Consider the following 17,229-nt stretch of genomic DNA (forward strand, 5'->3'; position numbering starts at 1 on the left):
AAGTTTAACTAAAACTACTTAAGCCCTAGTACTTCTTTACCTTGCTTAAACGTTACATCTACAGGGATATTTGCTTTACTTAGTTTTTCTAAGTCTTCAGCAAGTTCTTCTTTTATATCGCCATGCGTTGCAATTAGTTGATCTACTTTTTCGTAATCGCCATCACCTTGTAAGGTTAAAATTAAGCGAGAAAGCTTGGCCATTGCAATGCTCATTTTTTCCATATTAACGCGGTACAGGCCTTCTTCATTTTTAGAAAAAGCGCCTTCTTGAGCAAAAAAGTTAAAGCGGATCATATTTGCTTTACCATGCGCACTTGATGCTCCAAAACGAACTGAGCGGAATATACCCGCCATGAAGGTCGTGTAATAATCTTCAATAGTTCCTTCTGTAATTTCGCCCTTTTTAAGTAATTGCTCAATCATGTACAGGCCTAAAATGTCGGCTTTACCTTCTTCAAGCGCACTTGCGTGTTCTTGTAATGATTGACGAACAGTACCTTTACCTGTGATTGTATTTTTAATACCTAAACCGTGAGCGACTTCATGGAACATCGTATTGGCAAAAAATGCATCAAAAGTAATGTGTTTACGCTGCTCAGGTACAATTAACTGCTTTGAAATAGGTACTAAAATTTTATCAAATTTAGCACGCATCGCATTTTTAAGTTGCAGGCGACGAGTTCCTTTTTCTAACTGTACTTGCTCATCGTTTGGCAAGTTAATCGCTATTGTTTTACTACCAGCGTTTGAATGCCCAGCGTAGTAAACAACATCATATGCATTTAGGTCGGCGTCAGAGCCTGGTACTTCTTGTTTGTACTTAGCATCAACGGGTAAGCCTTTTTGAAGCTCCGGTAAAAATGCGGCAAACTTAGCTAAGCGTTCGCTCCATTTTAAATCTTTAATAAGTACGTAAGATTCATAAGCTGCGCGGTAACCAAATAATTGATCTTCATAGGTCTCAATTGGACCAATAACCACATCTACTGGGTTGTTTTTCATATCCATCCAAGCAAAGTCAGATACTTGGAAGTCATCTTTTTGTAGAGCATCAGCACGCAAGTTTAGATAGTTAGCAAACTCTTTATCGTCAGCAAGTTTGCTAGCTTGACGTAAAAGGTCAGCGGCTTTTGCAAGCTCATTAGCGTATTCTTTTGAATATGGCACGCTGTAAAGCTTACCTTGCTCATCACGCTTAATTACAGAGTAAAGGCCTGTTTTGTCTTCAACATCTGCATTGTTTAACTCTTCTTTGGTTATATCGGCAGGGTAAAACTGTGCGCCAAGAGGTTTTTCTTTATAGCTGGATAAAAACGCTTCATCGCCATTTAAACGATCCCATGGACCGTAGTTAATATCGGCAAATTTACGTACTTTGTCGTCGTTTAGTTTTGCTAAAAAAGCGTCTTTATTTTCGCCAAAAGATTGTTTCCAAAATAACTCGTCCATTATTTTTGAAGCATCAATAAGCTTTGCAACCATTGCTCGTTGGTTATCGCTTAAGTGCGATAAATCACTTTGTAAGCTAAAGTCGGTGTAAATATCTAAACGTTGGTTATTTGCATTAATAAGCTCAGGGCCTGATTGTGCACTGCTTTTTTGAGCAAGCTCTGTGGCTGTGTTGTCGGTAGAAGACGGCGCTTGTTCAGAACATGCACTAAGAAAAACGACACCAGAGAGCATAATTGCTTGGCTAATTTTATTTAAGATCATTATATTGCCTGTTAAAAAGTAAGTTTAATAATTTGTACTGCTTTAGTTAAAAGACTAAATATGTACAAACGCTTCCTTATTGTGAGTGCATTAAAGCAAAACTAAATAGTAAATAGCAAGTATTTGGCGTTGTAAGGCAAGCATGAGCGATAAAGCATTATAAATAAAAATAAACTTCTATAACTTTCTTAACTTTATCGGTAAGTTAGACAATACTAATTATATTACTAATACGAAAATTAACTGCCTGAGTTTGCAGTTACTTTACAGGCTGAACACAAAAGGACGGCAGCTTTATGTCTACAGAAAACGCTTTATTAACGATTCTAGTCGATAGAATAAATAACGATACGTTGGTTTTACCAACGCTACCTGAAGTAGCGATTAAGGTTCGCCAAGCTGCAGATAACCCTGATGTGAATTTAATGCAAATGTCAGATGTAATCTCACAAGACCCAGCGCTTTCAGCTCGTATGATAAAAGTAGCTAATAGTGCGATTATGGGACGTTCTGTAAAAGTATCTAATTTACAACAAGCAGTGACTCGCATTGGGTTGCGCCAAATTAAAAATATTGCAACGGCTATGGCTATGGAGCAATTATTTGTATCAAACAATGAGCTAATTAAAGGCTACATGGGCAAGGCTTGGCAAAAAACATTAACCGTTGCTAGCCATTCAATAACACTCATGGAGTTTTACTTAAAAAACAATAAACACACTTCATTAAATCGTGATTCAATTACATTAGCTGCGCTTGTTTACAATATTGGTGTATTACCAATTTTAACAGAAGCTGAGCGCCACCCTGAAGTGTTTGCCAACCCAAGCTTTTTAGCGCACGCAATTCAAAAGCTGAGTGGGAAAATTGGCTCGTCGATTATGCAAGCGTGGGAATTTCCTAAAGAGTTTGTTGATGTAGCTCTAAGCTGGGCAGATCCAAGTTACAAACCTGATAAAGTTAGTTACGTAGACTTTATTCGAGTAGGCGCTATTTTAGAGGGAATATTACAGGTTTCTGATAAGTCAGCAGCGCTGCAAACGTATATAGACAAAGGCGTTATACCGTCTATGCAGCTATTCACAAGTGATGAGTACAACGACATGCTAAAAGATGTGAAAAACATGTTTAGCTAAAAGTGCCTTCCTACACAACCCAAAAGGGTTAACTTGCGTTAACCCTTTTTTAGTTTTATTTTTCGGTGGTATTTTCTGTTTTAGTTTTTTCGTATCGTTTTATTCCTGCTACCCATGTTTGCAGCACGTTTGTTTTGTATATCTCGTCAACAGGCACTTTAAAGTAGTCTTTATCAATTAAAATAAAGTCGGCCCATTTACCTTTTTCTAAACTACCCACCTTAAATTCTTGATGAGCTGAATAAGCGCCACCGAGAGTAAATGCACGTAATGCATCTTCGCGGCTTAGTACTTCACTTGCGCGCCAGCCGTTTTCAGGTAGTTTGTTATGATCCATGCGTGTAATGGCTGAATACAAACCATCAAATGGATTTGCAAGCTCTACCGGGTAATCAGAGCCTGCTGCAACAACCGATCCTTGCTTTAAAAATGTTTGCCAAGCATAGGCACCGCTTAATTGTTTTTCAGTTAAGCGTTGCTCTGCCATATGCATATCAGAAGTGGCATGTACTGGCTGCATTGAAGGGATTATTTTTAACGCTTTAAAGCGAGGGATATCCACAGGCGTTACAATTTGTGCGTGCTCTATTCGGTTACGTAGTAATATACCGCCCGTTTTTTTAAACACATTTTGATAAGCATCAAGTACTACTTTATTTGCTTTATCGCCAATGGCGTGGGTATTTGCGCTAAAGCCGCTTTTAAAGCTTTGTGTAAAGAGCGCTTCGAGTTTTTCTTGTGTTTCAAGCATTAAACCATGGTGACCAGGTCTGTCTGCGTATTCTTCAATCAGAGCGGCTCCGCGAGAGCCAAGTGCGCCATCGGCGTAAACTTTAACACTGCGAATTTCCATAAAGTCATTTTTGTCGTGGTATCGGCCTGCCTTTAACATTGTATTTAAATCAGGGCTTGCACCACTTAACATTGCCACAATACGTAGCGGTAAATTACCAAGGTCGCCGCGCTCTTTGTAAACCTCCCATGTGGCTTTATCAATACCTGCATCGTGAGTAGAGGTAATGCCTAAACTTAATAAATGCTTACCTGCTGCATCTAGTGAGTCACTTATATCTTGCTTTGAAGGGGCTGGCATATGCTGGGTAATTAGCGATTCTGCTTTATCTACAAAAATACCCGTAGGATTGCCAAATTCGTCTTTAATTATTTCACCGCCTTCAGGCGCTTTTGTTTGGGCGTTAATACCAGCAAGTTCGAGCGCTTTTGAATTAACCCAAATGGCATGACTATCAACCCGCGAAAGAGCCACAGGTCGATCGCTCACTACTTTGTCTAAATCTTTAGCTGTAGGAAAGCGTGTATCAGCCCAAAGCTCTTGGTTCCAACCTCGCCCAATAATCCAACCTTGTTTGTTATCGGCAAATACTTTTAGTTTATTTGTTACTTCATCAACCGATGTTGCGCCGCGTACGTCAAGTTGCGATAAATTGTCGCCAAGGCCAATAACGTGCCCATGAGCATCAATTAAGCCAGGTAATAAGGTATTACCGTGCGCGTCAATTAGCTTGGCATCTGGGTAGCTATCTTTAAGTGTTTCGCTACCGAGCTTAACTACCTTGCCATTTTTAATAACGAGGGTAGAAAACTGCTGTACTTCACCTTTGTATAAAGGGGTATAACCATTGGCGTTATAAATTACTTTTGTTTGTGCGAGAGTGTAACTAGAACTAGCGCAAAGGCTGGCTAGTATGAGTGGTTTGATTATTTTTTTGAGTGGCATAGTTACTTAATTTTTATTGTTAATTTACTTACATTAACAAACTTGATTTTATAATACCAATGAATTGATAGACCTCATTTTAAGGCTTTTCTCTATATTAACTGTTTACAAAATAGGTAATTGATGTAATTATTTAGTATGTAAAATAATCAATAAAGCATAAGGAAACGCTATGAAAGCCCTCTATTTATTACTCCCATTAACTTCATTACTTGCGGCATGTGGATCGACACCTACTGCAGATAAAAGTGTAGAAAAGCTAAACCATACTGATGTATCAAATGCTGAAATACGCGATTATATAGATTTATCAAGTGTTGAACTGCGCGACAGGGTGAAAGACTATTGGAATATTTCCACAAGAACAGAACCACGATATCCAATAGCTGCTGCAAAAAAAGGTCTTGCAGGTTGTGTAGAACTCATGACTATTATTAATTCTGAGGGTAAGGCGCAAGGATATAAAGTAATTTCTTCATATCCTAAAGGGTTATTTGATGAAGCAGCAGCTCAATCTTTAAATACATGGGCCTGGCTGCCTACTAACGTAAATGTAGTTAAACAACCTGTACTTACGCATATCAGAATTGATTTCATGATTGATTCAATACCTGTAGGTAAAAAATATCTAAAAAATTGTCCGGCTGGCGAAACATTTCAAGTAACAGGTAAAATTAAAAAAATCTCCTACTGATGAAACATTTCAAGTAACGAGAAAAATTACAAGGTTTGAAAAAAAAAGTACTTATTTACCTCACTTTAAAGTTACTTTCGGTGTGTGTAATATTTTGGATCGAACCTTTATAAAATCTGATGGGTATGAGTTTAATACGAATATTACAAATAACTAAATAAGCATCAAGAATAAGGAAATGCTATGAAAGCTCTCTATTTATTACTCCCCTTGAGTATGATGCTAATAGCCTGTAGTTCAACGTCTGATAAACAAGTAAGCGATGAAATGCTGAGTTTTATTGATTTATCGAGTCCTGAACTGCGAAGTAAGGCAGGTGAATACTGGGATGTTGTTAAAAGAGTAGAGCCGCGATATCCGATAGAAGCTGCAAAGAAAAGTATTTCAGGTTGTGTTGAGCTTGCTACGTTAATTAATTCACAAGGTAAAGCCCAAGGGTATAAGGTTATCTCGTCTTACCCAGAGGGCGTGTTTGATAATAATGCGGCAGCTGCTGTGGGTTTATGGCGCTGGAAAGCGACAACTGAAAATACGAGTAATCAACCTGTTCTAACTTATCTCAAAATGGATTTTATGGTAAGCCCAAAACCTGCTGATGCAGAGTATTTGGCGCATTGTTCTAAAAGTAAAACCTGAACGTAATTAATAGATATAAATATAATAAGCTAGGTGTTTTTTTACCTAGCTATAAAACTACTTACTTGCATATAAGCCATATTCATTTAATGCTAATTTACCGTCTTTATCACTGTCGTAGCTTGAAAACCGTGACCACAAAGCCGGGTCTATAGCGGTTTCTGAACGTGATAAAAAACCGTCTTTATTCCTATCTAGCTTTTTAAATTGCTTTGCAATGTCGTTACTTGCGGCAAAACTAAATGTGCTAAAAATACTAAACGCCAGCAGCGTTATATAGCTAATGCTTTTCATACAAATCACTTAGTAAAGGTTGTTAGTTAGATAACTTTTAAATTCGACTAGCGAAATTTGGTTATCTTGGTTTTTGTCCCATTTTACAAAGGTGTTTAAAAGTTGTGGTTGGGGATCAAGTTCGTCATGTGTTAAATAGCCACTTTTGTCGCTATCTAGGTGATCAAAGCGTTGCTTTACATCAAGTGCCGCGGCATCAAAACTTAATAGCATTAAAATGCTTATAACAAGGGAAAGTATCTTCATGGTTTTCCTTCCAAAAGATGTATTAAAAGTTCGTGGCTAAAATAAAATAAAAAGGAAAAAAGCACTTGCCGTAATTTAACTCCCAACATTAAATCCTTTTACACACTCCCTCAGGGATTATGGCAAATGCTTTTAAATTCAGTTTACTTGTAACAAACTTAAGTAAAGCTTAATCAGTAATTACTCATTAAGGCTTAAAGCTTTCAAATTCTTTTTTTGAGACTTTTTCATCACCGTCTTCATCTAAGTCGGCAAATTGTCTCATTACTTCCTTGTCTTCCTTAGCTTCTACAATTGATATTTGCCCGTCCATATCCTTATCTAAATGGGCAAAGCGCACGTTTGTTGGCGATGCAATTACGGTGGCACTAATTGCTAAAAACATTAATGAAAAAGCGGCTATAAGTTGTTTCATAATCACGTTCCTTATTAAATGAGTTTATTGAATAAATTTTTTGAATTCATCTAGCGACAATTGCCCATCTTGATTAGTATCAATTTGTAAAAAATTCTCGTGTAGAACGGCATCTTCACCTGCTTCGGCTTCACTTAATGTGCCGTTACTGTCTTTATCAAGCTCGTTAAAAGTCGCGTGAACGTCCATTGCGTGTGCGTTAGCGCCTAAAAAGCCTAAAGCCAGTAATGATGAAATTACTAAAATGCGTTTGTTCATAATTATTTCCTTATTGATTAAAGTTATTACTCCTACTACAAAAATGATGCCAAAAATAATTGTTGTTAATTTTCAAGTGTTTATATTTTTAACTTGAAAGAGGTGGGAAGTTTTTACGGGGTTTATTGTAATTTTTGTGTGCCTTTTGCAACACTATGTAGTGAGATTAAAGGTAGGGTTTAAAAATCAATGGTTTACGTTGTCTCTATTTGGCGACACATTGTTTTTGTAGCGCTGGCTGTTAATCGTATTAAATATAATTGCTGGTTCAGCTAGTGTATAAGGTAAGCACTTAATAATAGAACGCTTAACTTAAAAGGACTAAACGAAATGCCAGCAACCATAGCTAAAAAATACCATGCAATGCTTAACTGGCGGCCTAATTTAATTGGGCAATTTGCAATGAGTATGCTGCTTTCGTTACTCCCGCTTTCTATAGTGGTGATTGTATTTTTAAATGCGCTTAACAAGCAATTAGCAGTGACTCAAAGTATCGTGAGTAACAACTACCAAGTTACCAAATCGTTTAACACTCTAAAACAAGAACTCAACAGCCTTGAGCGCGCCACTAGGCAAAACTGGGTATTAAAAAGCGAATCGTTAGATAAGCTCATTGTCGATAAATGGCAATCATCCCTGCAAAGTATTGATGAACTTAAATTTGTTAACACGGATAAAGATTACACCTACCAATGGCAACGCTTATATGTCACCTTACAAACAGCGCATGTAGAGCTTGTTGAGCAAAAACAACAGCAAGCGGAGCTATTTGTGCCAGTGAGCGATTTAGTTGCTGAGCTTACTTTATGGTTACGTGATAAAAATGAAGCGCAAATTACCAATAACCAAAATGAGCTTACAAGCCTACAAACTTCATTTATAAACTGGCTGGTGGCACTTATTCCGCTTACTTTAATTGTTGGTGGTGGTTTTTTATGGCGTATAAGTGGGCGACTAAAAGGGTTAACTACAGTTATTGATAAACTAGGGCAGGGGCATTGGCAGCAAAAAATATCTGTGAAAGGCTCCGCTGAGCTAGTTGAGCTAGGAGAAAAACTCCAATGGGTGCAAGAGCAACTTCATATGCTTGAGCAGCAAAAAGATACCTTTTTACGCCATGTTACCCATGAGCTAAAAACGCCGCTTGCTTCAATGGTCGAAGGCACTGATTTACTAACTGATGAAATAGTAGGCCCAATTACTGCTGAGCAAAAAGCAGTGCTTGAGCTTATTAGCCAATCTATGGTGCGCCTTCGTACAATGATTGACAGCCTGCTGAGTTATAATGCGATTCGCACCAGTAAAGACAGCCTAAGCGAAGTTGAGTTTAGCTATCTTATTAATAAAATTAATAGCCATTTTGAACATCGCTTAAGTGCGCGTCAGCAAGCTCTACAGTGGCAAAATAACTTACCTAATAAACAGCTTGCTTTGCCTAGTGAGCTTATTGAGATGATTTTAATTCAGCTTATTTCAAATGGCTTAAAATTTTCACAAGATAAGCAAAGCGTTACTATTAATTTAGCGCTTGAGCAAAACCAACTTTGTATTGCTGTACTTGATAAAGGATGCGGTATTAAAGAGCAAGAAAAAACTCAAATTTTCAGCGCATTTTATCAAGGTAAACACAGTAAAAATGTTACGCTGCAAGGCAGTGGGCTTGGCTTAACTATTGTGAAAGAGTCTGTTGAACAGCTAAGAGGTACACTTACTGTTGAGCATAACGAGCCGCATGGTTGCCGGTTTTCAATTAAAATTCCCATAACAAAAAATCTAGGAGTTAATTAACATGCGCTTGCGTTTAATCGCTATTTTATGTGTGCTCAGTAGCAGCATGGTTATATCAGGTTGTGAAATTAATAATGGGCAAGAAGAGCGTGTGTCAATTACACCTGCACCTGTGGTCGATACCAAAATAACGAATGACAAAAACAGTAAACCTAGTCCAAAACCCAGACCAAAAATTGAACCAAGCTATCCGCCTGCAGAGCAAGTTATTGCATGGCACGCTAATCAGTGTGGCGGATTTAAATTGGTGCCAAAAAAAGATATTTTTACAGGTGAAAACGATCTTAAACGTTTTTTTAAATTTATGTGCTTAAACATAAATGATGATCCAAATACGGTAATGACTAAGTTGCTAAAACTCGATTTAGCTTACTTTTGGCCAGATGATATAAAGCAATATTTATGGCTTCAAAAGCAGCAAGTGACTATGCAAATAAATGCTAAAAAAGAGCAGCAAGCACTTAACAATAAAATGCAAGAAACCCTCTCATCGTTAGCAACTATTGAGCAGCAGCTTTTACTACGAGAAGAAACTAAGGAGCAGTAACTATGGCAGCAACTAAAGTTCAAGGTGCAAAAGTATTACTCGTTGACGACGACGCTAGCTTATTAAAACTGCTCGCTATTCGTATCGAATCAAAAGGATACGAAGTAACGACCTGTGAAAGCGGCTTAACCGCACTACAAATACTTAAAAGCCAAGTGTTTGACGCCGTAATAACCGACCTACGTATGGATGAAATGGATGGCATGGCACTGCATCGTCAGTTGCAAAGCCGCTACCCTGCATTACCTGTCATTATGATGACAGCGCATGGCTCAATTCCTGATGCCGTAGAGGCAACTAAGCAGGGCATTTTTGCATTTATAACTAAACCTGTAGATAAAGATGAGCTATTTGACAGCCTTGCTAAAGCGATAGAAATACATGGTGTTAATGCAGATGAAGCAGCACCTAAAAGTAATATAGTTACGCGCAGTGGTGCAATGCTGCACTTGTTAGAGCAAGTAAAACTACTTGGGCCAACGCAAGTTAATGTATTGATTTCGGGGGCTAGTGGTACAGGTAAAGAGCTACTCGCACAGGCTATCCATCAACATAGTCATGTAAGCGGTGGCCCTTTCGTTGCAATTAACTGCGGCGCTGTACCAGGGGAGCTTTTAGAGTCTGAATTATTTGGTCATAAAAAAGGCTCTTTTACGGGCGCAATTAAAGATCACCAAGGCTTGTTTCAACAAGCTGAGGGCGGCACGCTATTTTTAGATGAAATAGGCGATATGCCACTTAACTTGCAGGTTAAGTTACTGCGCGTATTACAAGAAAAAACAATTCGCCCCGTAGGCTTTCAAGAAGAAATAGCAATCGATGTACGTATTGTATCGGCAACACATAAAAATCTTCCTGAAGCTATTTTAAACCAGCAATTTAGAGAAGATTTATACTATCGCTTAAACGTAGTTAATTTAAAATTACCGCCACTGTGTGAACGCCGCGAAGATATAAGCTTATTAGCACAGCACTTTAGTGCAAGTATTGCTAAGCGCATGAAGCAAACTGAAAAACACTTTGCAAGCGATGCTATGCATGCGCTTGTGCGTTACGACTGGCCAGGTAATATCCGCCAACTACAAAACGTAGTAGAGCAGGTTGTAGCATTAACGCCAAGCGATGTTATTTCAGAGCACTTAGTATTAGCTGCGCTAAATAGTAACGAAACAAACGTAGAACCATTATCACTAAACGACGCTAAAAAAGAGTTTGAGCGCGACTATGTAATTAACACTTTAAAAATGGCAGGTGGTAACGTAGCCGAAGGCGCTAAGCTTGCCAAGCGCAATCGCTCAGATTTTTATAAGTTGATTAAAAAGCATAATATTGATGTTGATAATTTAGGTTAAGGAAAAGCATGCAGTTATTTATGGTGTATTTAGGTGGCCGGATTCAAGGTTGCCACATTGAAATGCATGATATTCGTTTTGTTGTAGGGCAAAACATCGAGCAAACTTATACAAAGTTAAAAAGCCAATGGGTAGGCGACAGAAGTAGTGTTCACATGGATAGCTACATGGCAATTAATGATATTGATGGCTTTAAAGTAGAGATTGTTGATACGTACGTTGAACAAAATAAACAACTCTATTTTGTAAATTTAGGCGCTTACAGAAGTGATTCTATGGCTGAGCAACACGACTTTGCACTGTATGTTGCAAGCAGTAGCCATGAAGCTAAAGAGCGGGCTAAAAGCGATTTGCTAGCAGGGCTTAGCCATATTCATAAAGATGATTTACATGACGTAGACGATTGCTTTGCCATTGATTTACTCGACAGCCAGCTAAACATTAAGCTCACGCCCAGCGGTATATCGCAGCCTATAAAGCCAGACTGGTTTGGCTATCACATACTTTAAATTATAATAAGTAGCTAAAACTGAGTAGGATTAAGAGTCCTGCTCGTTTTGTTCATCCTTTTCGCTTTTAGCCGCCATTTTAAACGCCACAATAACCAATCCAAACATAGCAAACGGCAGTGCTGCTAACATGTATTCAACCACATTACTGTCTTGAAAGTTTGCTTGTAGTAAAAAGTGACCCGCCACACACATTAAAATAACCACTAATAAAATGGGTAGTAACATAAGTTCTTTTTTTGATGAATGGTTTTTCATTAATTGTGAGGCTATAGCTGAAAATAATGCGCCATTGTAATGAGCTTACTTAAGCTTGGCAAACACCGCAGAATTTTTTAATTAATGTTATGATTAGTATCAAACAATTTTATTAATGTTTATGGGAATAAAGTGAAAAGTAACTTAAAACAAGTCTACCTCGTTGGTGGTGCAGTGCGCGACAAACTGCTAAATATAAAATCAAAAGATAACGATTATGTAGTGATTGGTGAAACACCAAAAACGATGGAATCGCTTGGTTTTGTACCAATAGGTAGCGACTTTCCGGTTTACTTGCACCCAAAAACAAAAGAAGAATATGCACTTGGGCGCACAGAGCGTAAAAGCGGCAAAGGCTATACTGGCTTTGTGGTTGATGCCAGCCCAACGGTAACGCTCGAAGAAGATTTAGCAAGACGCGATTTAACCATAAATTCAATGGCGCTTGATGAACACGGTAACATTATTGACCCATTTAATGGCCAAACTGACTTACAAAATAAAACACTGCGCCACACCACTGAGGCATTTGTAGAAGACCCTGTTCGAGTACTGCGTATTGCCCGTTTTTTAGCGCGCTATGGCAGTGATTGGCGTATTCACCCAAGTACGTATGCATTAATGCGCGAGCTTAAAAATAAAGGTGAGCTAAATCATTTAGTACCTGAGCGCGTGTGGCTTGAAACTGAAAAAGCACTGGGTGAAAAGCACCCTGAGCTTTATTTTGAAGCACTGCAAGGCTTAGGTATTTTTCCAGAACTTGAGCGCATGGTTAATGTACCGCAACCGGCAAACCATCATCCTGAAGGTGATGTATTTGTACATACTATGCTGGTACTTAGACGTGCAGCTGATTTAAATTTTAACTTAGAAACTCGTTTTGCAGCCCTGACTCATGACTTTGGTAAAGCACTTAGTTTTAAAAAGTATGGAAATTTACGTGGGCACGAACGCGAAGGTGTTGCAGTTATTGAGGCGTTTTGTGAGCGCTTAAAAGTACCTAATCGTTTTCGCGATGTTGGTGTACTCACCAGTGATAACCACACGCTTTGCCATACGGTCGATCAACTAAGGCCGCAAACCATTCATAAGCTAATAGTGACTAACTTAAATGCGTTGGTACACCCAGAGCGTTTTACAGCGTTTACCCAAGCATGCCAATGCGATGCACAGGGGCGTGGTGAAACATTGGTTGATAAGCGATATCCACAAGCAGCTAAACTGAGAGCAATTCATACTGAATTGCAAAAAATGGATAAAAAGCAGATAGTGCAAAATGCACTTAAAAATGGCAAAAAAGGCCCTGAAATAGGCGAAGAAGTAAAACTTGCAGAAATAAACTGCATTAAAGCATTTTTAGAACATGAGAAGTCCCAAGCGTAATATAATTAGACTAAGTAGTGCGATACGCCTTGGTTTTTAGTCGCGTCGTGCTTTCTTAATTCTTTGTAGTTAGTACTTCTTGGTTTTACACTTTCAGGCTCAGGTTTTTTAGAGGGCCTGTATAAGTCAAAAATAAAGTCTAGTTCTTCACGCTCTAGTGATGGTTTCATGAGTATTCCTTCAATTTAATACTTTAATATGATGTAGGGTATGGTCATTCGACTGAATTAAAAGTGAATAGTTACATTTGAAGTTGTACTAAATTGTAACCGGCAGGTTTTGAGGGATGAGAGGGGTTTATTTGTTAATTTATATGGAGTTAAGGTAAATTAAAGTAACTCTTTTTAACTAAAAATATACAGCTGAATTTAACTTATTGCGTACTTACTATTTGCATATAATGCTGTGGCTATAAATATAACGGTACAAATATAACGGTATAAATACAGCCTTAACCATTTACTAACGGCAGTGTTACGGTAAATACGACACCATCACCTTGTTCGTTGTTTTGCGCTGTTACACTGCCTTTATGGTAGTCGCACACCAGCCTTACAATATAAAGACCTAACCCCAAATGTGGCTGTTGCTGCATTTGCTGGCTACGTACCGACACCATAGAGTCAAAAATATGCTCAGTTAATCCTTCGGGTAACGCGGGGCCTGTGTTACTCACTGTTAATATTGCTTTATTTTCGCTTTGCTTAAGGCCTACATTAATAGCTGTATTGGCCTCACTAAACTCCAGCGCGTTATTAATAAGTTTATCAAGCAGCTGAGCTATAAACTCCGGTGCACCCTGCATAGGTAATTTGTTTTGGCATACATCAAGCGTAAATAACTGGTTTAGGTAAGTAAGCTGATAGCCTTGCATGCAGCCATTTATTACTTTTTGTAAATCAAAAGGTTCAGGTTCGTTGCTTTGAATGCTTTGCTCAAGGCGAGTGGCTTCGCTCATGGTGGTTATTATTTTACCTAAGCGTTCAACGCCTTCGCTGGCGCGATCGAGGTATTTTTGACTCAGCTCGTTCTGTGGCAAGCTTTGTAAGTTCTCGAGTGACGAGCGTACTACGGCAACAGGCGTGCGCAGCTCATGTGACAACCGCGACGACATATTTTCTAAGTAATCGGTATAGCCACCAAGTCGACTAACAATGTTTGAAAAACTACGCGACAGATCGCCAATTTCATCGTTAGCATCGCTGTAATTAATACTGCCGGTAACACGCCCTTGTGCATCAATTGCTTGCTCAGCTGTATCGCGCAGCCGCCTAATTCGGTTCGATATACGTGAGGCAAAAAAGAACAAGGTGACAGTACCAATTAGCATCACAGCTAAAATAACGTTAAAGAGTTTTTCGAGTGATTTATTACGCAGCGTACGTACGCCGTTTGTGGTTTCCTCTGCTATTACCGCGCCAATTACTTGATCTTGAATCCAAATAGGGTAAGCGGCCGATAAAATAACGGCTTTGCTGTCAGGGGTTAAGCGCCAAGACGATGCAGGTTGGCCTTTTAATGCCTTTGCTAAGTGCGTGCCTTGCATAGAAGCTACATCGTGCAGGGTATCTAAAAACTCGTTTTCTGGGCGCGTTAATATTTTATAGTAAATTGGGTGCAAGTAATTTTGCTCAAAGCGCTGCCACCACGTCTCGGGAGCCTGGTTAGCAAGTCCATCAGCCCATACGCCATCGGCATTTTGAATAGTGCCGGTTTGTGCCAATACCCGATGATGATTATCGACTACCCAAATACGGCTGCCACTGTGGCCCATGCCTTTTAAAATACGGCTGATTTCTGGGGAAGGTACGAGTACCGAGCCTAAATCGTTTGGGTTATTTAAGTTTGAGGTCGACATTATTTTAGGCTCTAACAATGCCTCTTTACTATCAATGTCAACAATGGCAAAGCCAAGTTTGTTGCCCAGCATGTTAATAGGAAAGCGCAGCTCTACGTTATAACCTGATTCGGTACTTTCAAAATAACCCTGAATTTTTGTAAAAGGTATTTTGGTTTTAGCATCAAACGCATTAACCCAACCGTTTTGGCGCGGGGCAATAATGTAGGTATTAAATTGGCCGTCAGGCGTTTTTAGGCCAATTTTTAAATAATCATTATTGGTAATACTTAAGCTATTTTTAGCGCGATAGATAAGCGTGTCGTCAGTTACTTTAAATAGCGCATATAAGTAGTTATCAAATTTTCCCACCATGTGATCAAACGACAAGTCGCTGGCTTTATGAGTACTGTTTGTTTTTTGTAAGTAGCGTTTATCGTAATGCCAAAATAGTGGTTGGTAGCTGTCCCAATCGGTGAGTTTACCGTCTAATTGAATAGGGTTTTTAAGATTATAAGCGTATAAATCGCGCCCTTTTACTACTTGGTCTAAAAAGTTGGTTTGTTCGTCAAATAATGCGGGGCGCTCATGTAATGCAGTGGCAAGGGCTCGAGTGGTGCCTACGAGGGTTTTTTCTTGGCCTTGGCGTAAAAACTTTTCCATTTCCCATACGTACTCGTAGCCAAGCCACGGTAGCAAAAACAAAAAACATGAAAGTAATATAAATTTACTGCGCAGGCCAAATCGTAGCATTAGTGTTGTTCCCACCTGTAGCCCATGCCATACACGGTATCTATACAATCAAAGGCGTCATCGAGTGCTACAAACTTTTTACGAATACGTTTTACGTGCGAGGTAATTGTGCTGTCGTCTACGTAAATTTTTGCATCGCTCATTAATTCGTTACGGCTTTTAACATGGCCGGGTCGCTGGGCGAGTGAATGCAGCATCCAAAATTCGGTTACGGTTAAATCAACGAGTTGTTGTTGCCAAAATACCTGCATACGTTGCGTGTCGAGCGTTAACTGCCCGCGTGTTATAAGTGCATTTGCATCAGCGGGTTGTTCAAGTGCTTCCATTCGGCGAAATAGTGCACCAATACGTGCAGCCAAGTGAGCCAAGCTTATATCTTTTGTTAGGTAGTCGTCGGCGCCCATGCGCAGGCCGCATACGGTATCTATTTCGCTATCGCGGGCGGTTAAAAAAATAATAGGCAGTGTTTTAGAAAGCGAACGCAATGTTTGGCACAGTAAAAACCCCCCATCTATTTCATGGCCTAGGCCAATATCAACAATGGCTAAATCGGGTAGGGCATTTTTAAATTCAGCTTCTGCGCTGACGCGATCTGCAAAGCCACTCACTTGGTAGCCCTGTGCGCTAAGCATCTCTATATAGTTTTCGCGGATTGCGGGTTCATCTTCAACGATGGCTATTTTTTTCATTCTAATCATTATCCTATCGGCTCTGTTGTGCACTATAACGAAGTTTTTAAGCTAAGTACGCTTAAAAAGGCAATTGCCATTTTTTTGCCACAATTGCTCAGCAGTTTGCCATTTTTGCTCCCCTTTGTTGCCACTTGAACTTGTTTTAATAGAGCCATCAAAACAAAACATCACAAATTTAAAGTAAGTTTAAGGATAAAATCATGAAGAAGACATTAATTGCGTTAACACTGATTGCTAGTTTTTGTACTCCAGCAATTGCTTCAACATCTAACACACCATCAAAAGAAGCCCATAAAGAAACGGCTATTGGTTTAGGTGCAGGCGCTATTATTGGCGGCGTAGTAGGCGGGCCAATTGGTGCGTTTATTGGGGCATTTGCCGGTGGCTTAATAGGCGATTCAAAAGTAGCTGATAACAAAATTGCAGAGCAAGAGCGTGCCATTACGGTAATGAAAGAAAAAACCAGCGATTACCAACACGTACTTAACCACAACAATATGTTAGAGCAACAGTTAGAGGTACTTGCCAATCAAAATGAGCAATTAACTCAAGTTCAAATTAATAACTTATTGGCGATGACGGTGCAATTTAAAACAGGTTCAAGTGTTATTGCTCCGCATTTTGCACTGCAGTTAGACCAACTCGTTACACTTTTAAACAACCAACCACAACTCGCGCTTGATTTAAGTGGCTTTGCCGATCAGCGCGGCGATGAGCAAGCTAACCTTTTACTTTCTAAAGCGCGTGTAAATGCGGTGCAAAGCTATTTAATAAAACACGGTGTGAGCCACAAACGCTTGAGCACGCAGGCATTTGGTGAGCAACAAACATTAGCTAACAGCAACACGGTGGAAGATAACTTTTTTGATAGACGCGTAACGCTTACCACTCGCTCAATGAATAGTGTAAATGGCCAAACGGCGAGTAACTAAACCTAACTGAATTTAAGTAAAGCTAAGCGTTCGATGGAGTGATTTA

At 39.2% G+C, this 17,229-nt stretch carries 19 protein-coding genes; 9 read left to right on the forward strand and 10 right to left on the reverse strand.

The annotated features are described in order from the left end of the window. Positions 1 to 14: 14 nt before the first annotated feature. A complete protein-coding gene (locus I6F50_RS05225; RefSeq protein WP_024590071.1) occupies positions 15 to 1,715 on the reverse strand; it encodes a hypothetical protein in 1,701 nt (566 codons plus the stop codon). 296 nt (positions 1,716 to 2,011) lie between these two features. Between I6F50_RS05225 and I6F50_RS05230 the strand changes: the two genes are divergently transcribed. Then, positions 2,012 to 2,851, forward strand: a complete 840-nt coding sequence (locus I6F50_RS05230) for an HDOD domain-containing protein (RefSeq protein ID WP_197175492.1) — start codon at positions 2,012 to 2,014, stop codon at positions 2,849 to 2,851. A 55-nt stretch (positions 2,852 to 2,906) separates the two neighbouring features. On the opposite strand, the gene I6F50_RS05235 is transcribed toward I6F50_RS05230, so the two are convergent. Beyond that, positions 2,907 to 4,589 (reverse strand): amidohydrolase, encoded by a 1,683-nt coding sequence (locus I6F50_RS05235; protein ID WP_165739628.1) that lies wholly within the window; start codon positions 4,587 to 4,589, stop codon positions 2,907 to 2,909. A gap of 172 nt (positions 4,590 to 4,761) precedes the next feature. Here I6F50_RS05235 and I6F50_RS05240 point away from each other — a divergent pair, with 172 nt between their 5' ends. Both I6F50_RS05240 and I6F50_RS05245 read left to right on the forward strand, forming a co-directional pair. After that, positions 4,762 to 5,283 carry an energy transducer TonB gene (locus tag I6F50_RS05240; protein WP_165739630.1) on the forward strand — a complete coding sequence of 174 codons (522 nt, stop codon included), beginning with the start codon at positions 4,762 to 4,764 and terminating at the stop codon, positions 5,281 to 5,283. Positions 5,284 to 5,466: 183 nt separating this feature from the next. Next, on the forward strand, positions 5,467 to 5,919 hold the full coding sequence (locus tag I6F50_RS05245) for an energy transducer TonB (RefSeq protein WP_165739632.1): 453 nt from the start codon (positions 5,467 to 5,469) through the stop codon (positions 5,917 to 5,919). Positions 5,920 to 5,976: 57 nt separating this feature from the next. Here I6F50_RS05245 and I6F50_RS05250 read toward each other — a convergent pair whose 3' ends face one another. The 4 genes from I6F50_RS05250 to I6F50_RS05265 form a co-directional block, all read right to left on the reverse strand. Then, positions 5,977 to 6,213: a calcium-binding protein gene (locus I6F50_RS05250; RefSeq protein ID WP_024598659.1), complete on the reverse strand. Its 237-nt coding sequence runs from the start codon at positions 6,211 to 6,213 to the stop codon at positions 5,977 to 5,979. Positions 6,214 to 6,222: 9 nt separating this feature from the next. Beyond that, on the reverse strand, positions 6,223 to 6,459 hold the full coding sequence (locus I6F50_RS05255; protein WP_007581558.1) for a hypothetical protein: 237 nt from the start codon (positions 6,457 to 6,459) through the stop codon (positions 6,223 to 6,225). Between the two features lie 187 nt (positions 6,460 to 6,646). After that, complete coding sequence (locus I6F50_RS05260; RefSeq protein ID WP_007581559.1) at positions 6,647 to 6,874, reverse strand: hypothetical protein; 228 nt, start codon at positions 6,872 to 6,874, stop codon at positions 6,647 to 6,649. Between the two features lie 24 nt (positions 6,875 to 6,898). Then, the gene (locus I6F50_RS05265; RefSeq protein ID WP_007581561.1) at positions 6,899 to 7,132 is read right to left on the reverse strand and encodes a cag pathogenicity island protein Cag25; all 234 of its coding nucleotides are present in this window, start codon (positions 7,130 to 7,132) and stop codon (positions 6,899 to 6,901) included. Positions 7,133 to 7,462: 330 nt separating this feature from the next. On the opposite strand from I6F50_RS05265, the gene I6F50_RS05270 reads away from it, so the two are divergent. The 4 genes from I6F50_RS05270 to I6F50_RS05285 are packed head-to-tail and all read left to right on the forward strand — an operon-like array spanning position 7,463 to position 11,328. Then, entirely contained in the window at positions 7,463 to 8,920 is a 1,458-nt protein-coding gene (locus tag I6F50_RS05270) for a sensor histidine kinase KdpD (protein ID WP_165740274.1), read from the forward strand. Position 8,921: 1 nt separating this feature from the next. Further along, on the forward strand, positions 8,922 to 9,467 hold the full coding sequence (locus I6F50_RS05275; RefSeq protein ID WP_024607489.1) for a hypothetical protein: 546 nt from the start codon (positions 8,922 to 8,924) through the stop codon (positions 9,465 to 9,467). Positions 9,468 to 9,469: 2 nt separating this feature from the next. Then, a complete protein-coding gene (locus I6F50_RS05280; protein WP_010553151.1) occupies positions 9,470 to 10,819 on the forward strand; it encodes a sigma 54-interacting transcriptional regulator in 1,350 nt (449 codons plus the stop codon). Positions 10,820 to 10,827: 8 nt separating this feature from the next. After that, positions 10,828 to 11,328 (forward strand): DUF1543 domain-containing protein, encoded by a 501-nt coding sequence (locus tag I6F50_RS05285; RefSeq protein WP_197159638.1) that lies wholly within the window; start codon positions 10,828 to 10,830, stop codon positions 11,326 to 11,328. A 30-nt stretch (positions 11,329 to 11,358) separates the two neighbouring features. On the opposite strand, the gene I6F50_RS05290 is transcribed toward I6F50_RS05285, so the two are convergent. After that, a complete protein-coding gene (locus tag I6F50_RS05290) occupies positions 11,359 to 11,586 on the reverse strand; it encodes a hypothetical protein (protein WP_007581571.1) in 228 nt (75 codons plus the stop codon). A 132-nt stretch (positions 11,587 to 11,718) separates the two neighbouring features. On the opposite strand from I6F50_RS05290, the gene I6F50_RS05295 reads away from it, so the two are divergent. Then, positions 11,719 to 12,969 (forward strand): multifunctional CCA addition/repair protein, encoded by a 1,251-nt coding sequence (locus tag I6F50_RS05295; protein WP_197175494.1) that lies wholly within the window; start codon positions 11,719 to 11,721, stop codon positions 12,967 to 12,969. Between the two features lie 5 nt (positions 12,970 to 12,974). Here the strand turns inward: I6F50_RS05295 and I6F50_RS05300 are convergent, their stop codons facing one another. The 3 genes from I6F50_RS05300 to pdsR form a co-directional block, all read right to left on the reverse strand. Next, positions 12,975 to 13,139, reverse strand: coding sequence for a hypothetical protein (locus tag I6F50_RS05300; protein WP_197175496.1), 165 nt, complete (start codon positions 13,137 to 13,139; stop codon positions 12,975 to 12,977). 281 nt (positions 13,140 to 13,420) lie between these two features. Next, a complete protein-coding gene (gene pdsS, locus I6F50_RS05305; protein WP_197175498.1) occupies positions 13,421 to 15,559 on the reverse strand; it encodes a proteobacterial dedicated sortase system histidine kinase in 2,139 nt (712 codons plus the stop codon). Beyond that, the gene (gene pdsR / locus I6F50_RS05310; protein WP_166420518.1) at positions 15,559 to 16,248 is read right to left on the reverse strand and encodes a proteobacterial dedicated sortase system response regulator; all 690 of its coding nucleotides are present in this window, start codon (positions 16,246 to 16,248) and stop codon (positions 15,559 to 15,561) included. Before pdsR ends, pdsS begins: the two co-directional genes overlap by 1 nt. A 203-nt stretch (positions 16,249 to 16,451) precedes the next feature. On the opposite strand from pdsR, the gene pdsO reads away from it, so the two are divergent. Then, on the forward strand, positions 16,452 to 17,183 hold the full coding sequence (gene pdsO / locus I6F50_RS05315) for a sortase-associated OmpA-like protein PdsO (protein ID WP_182692554.1): 732 nt from the start codon (positions 16,452 to 16,454) through the stop codon (positions 17,181 to 17,183). Positions 17,184 to 17,229: the final 46 nt, after the last annotated feature.

Origin of the sequence: Pseudoalteromonas sp. NZS127_1 (genome assembly GCF_015864295.1) — a bacterium.
Classification (GTDB): Bacteria; Pseudomonadota; Gammaproteobacteria; order Enterobacterales; family Alteromonadaceae; genus Pseudoalteromonas; species Pseudoalteromonas arctica.

Coding starts and splice junctions, on each gene's coding strand:
- I6F50_RS05235 (WP_165739628.1), bottom strand. CDS start 4,589: ATGCCACTCAAAAAAATAATCAAACCACTCATACTAGCCAGCCTTTGC.
- I6F50_RS05270 (WP_165740274.1), top strand. CDS start 7,463: ATGCCAGCAACCATAGCTAAAAAATACCATGCAATGCTTAACTGGCGG.
- I6F50_RS05265 (WP_007581561.1), bottom strand. CDS start 7,132: ATGAACAAACGCATTTTAGTAATTTCATCATTACTGGCTTTAGGCTTT.
- pdsO (WP_182692554.1), top strand. CDS start 16,452: ATGAAGAAGACATTAATTGCGTTAACACTGATTGCTAGTTTTTGTACT.
- I6F50_RS05240 (WP_165739630.1), top strand. CDS start 4,762: ATGAAAGCCCTCTATTTATTACTCCCATTAACTTCATTACTTGCGGCA.
- I6F50_RS05250 (WP_024598659.1), bottom strand. CDS start 6,213: ATGAAAAGCATTAGCTATATAACGCTGCTGGCGTTTAGTATTTTTAGC.
- I6F50_RS05225 (WP_024590071.1), bottom strand. CDS start 1,715: ATGATCTTAAATAAAATTAGCCAAGCAATTATGCTCTCTGGTGTCGTT.
- I6F50_RS05285 (WP_197159638.1), top strand. CDS start 10,828: ATGCAGTTATTTATGGTGTATTTAGGTGGCCGGATTCAAGGTTGCCAC.
- I6F50_RS05275 (WP_024607489.1), top strand. CDS start 8,922: ATGCGCTTGCGTTTAATCGCTATTTTATGTGTGCTCAGTAGCAGCATG.
- I6F50_RS05290 (WP_007581571.1), bottom strand. CDS start 11,586: ATGAAAAACCATTCATCAAAAAAAGAACTTATGTTACTACCCATTTTA.
- I6F50_RS05260 (WP_007581559.1), bottom strand. CDS start 6,874: ATGAAACAACTTATAGCCGCTTTTTCATTAATGTTTTTAGCAATTAGT.
- I6F50_RS05280 (WP_010553151.1), top strand. CDS start 9,470: ATGGCAGCAACTAAAGTTCAAGGTGCAAAAGTATTACTCGTTGACGAC.
- pdsR (WP_166420518.1), bottom strand. CDS start 16,248: ATGAAAAAAATAGCCATCGTTGAAGATGAACCCGCAATCCGCGAAAAC.
- I6F50_RS05230 (WP_197175492.1), top strand. CDS start 2,012: ATGTCTACAGAAAACGCTTTATTAACGATTCTAGTCGATAGAATAAAT.
- I6F50_RS05255 (WP_007581558.1), bottom strand. CDS start 6,459: ATGAAGATACTTTCCCTTGTTATAAGCATTTTAATGCTATTAAGTTTT.
- I6F50_RS05300 (WP_197175496.1), bottom strand. CDS start 13,139: ATGAAACCATCACTAGAGCGTGAAGAACTAGACTTTATTTTTGACTTA.
- I6F50_RS05245 (WP_165739632.1), top strand. CDS start 5,467: ATGAAAGCTCTCTATTTATTACTCCCCTTGAGTATGATGCTAATAGCC.
- pdsS (WP_197175498.1), bottom strand. CDS start 15,559: ATGCTACGATTTGGCCTGCGCAGTAAATTTATATTACTTTCATGTTTT.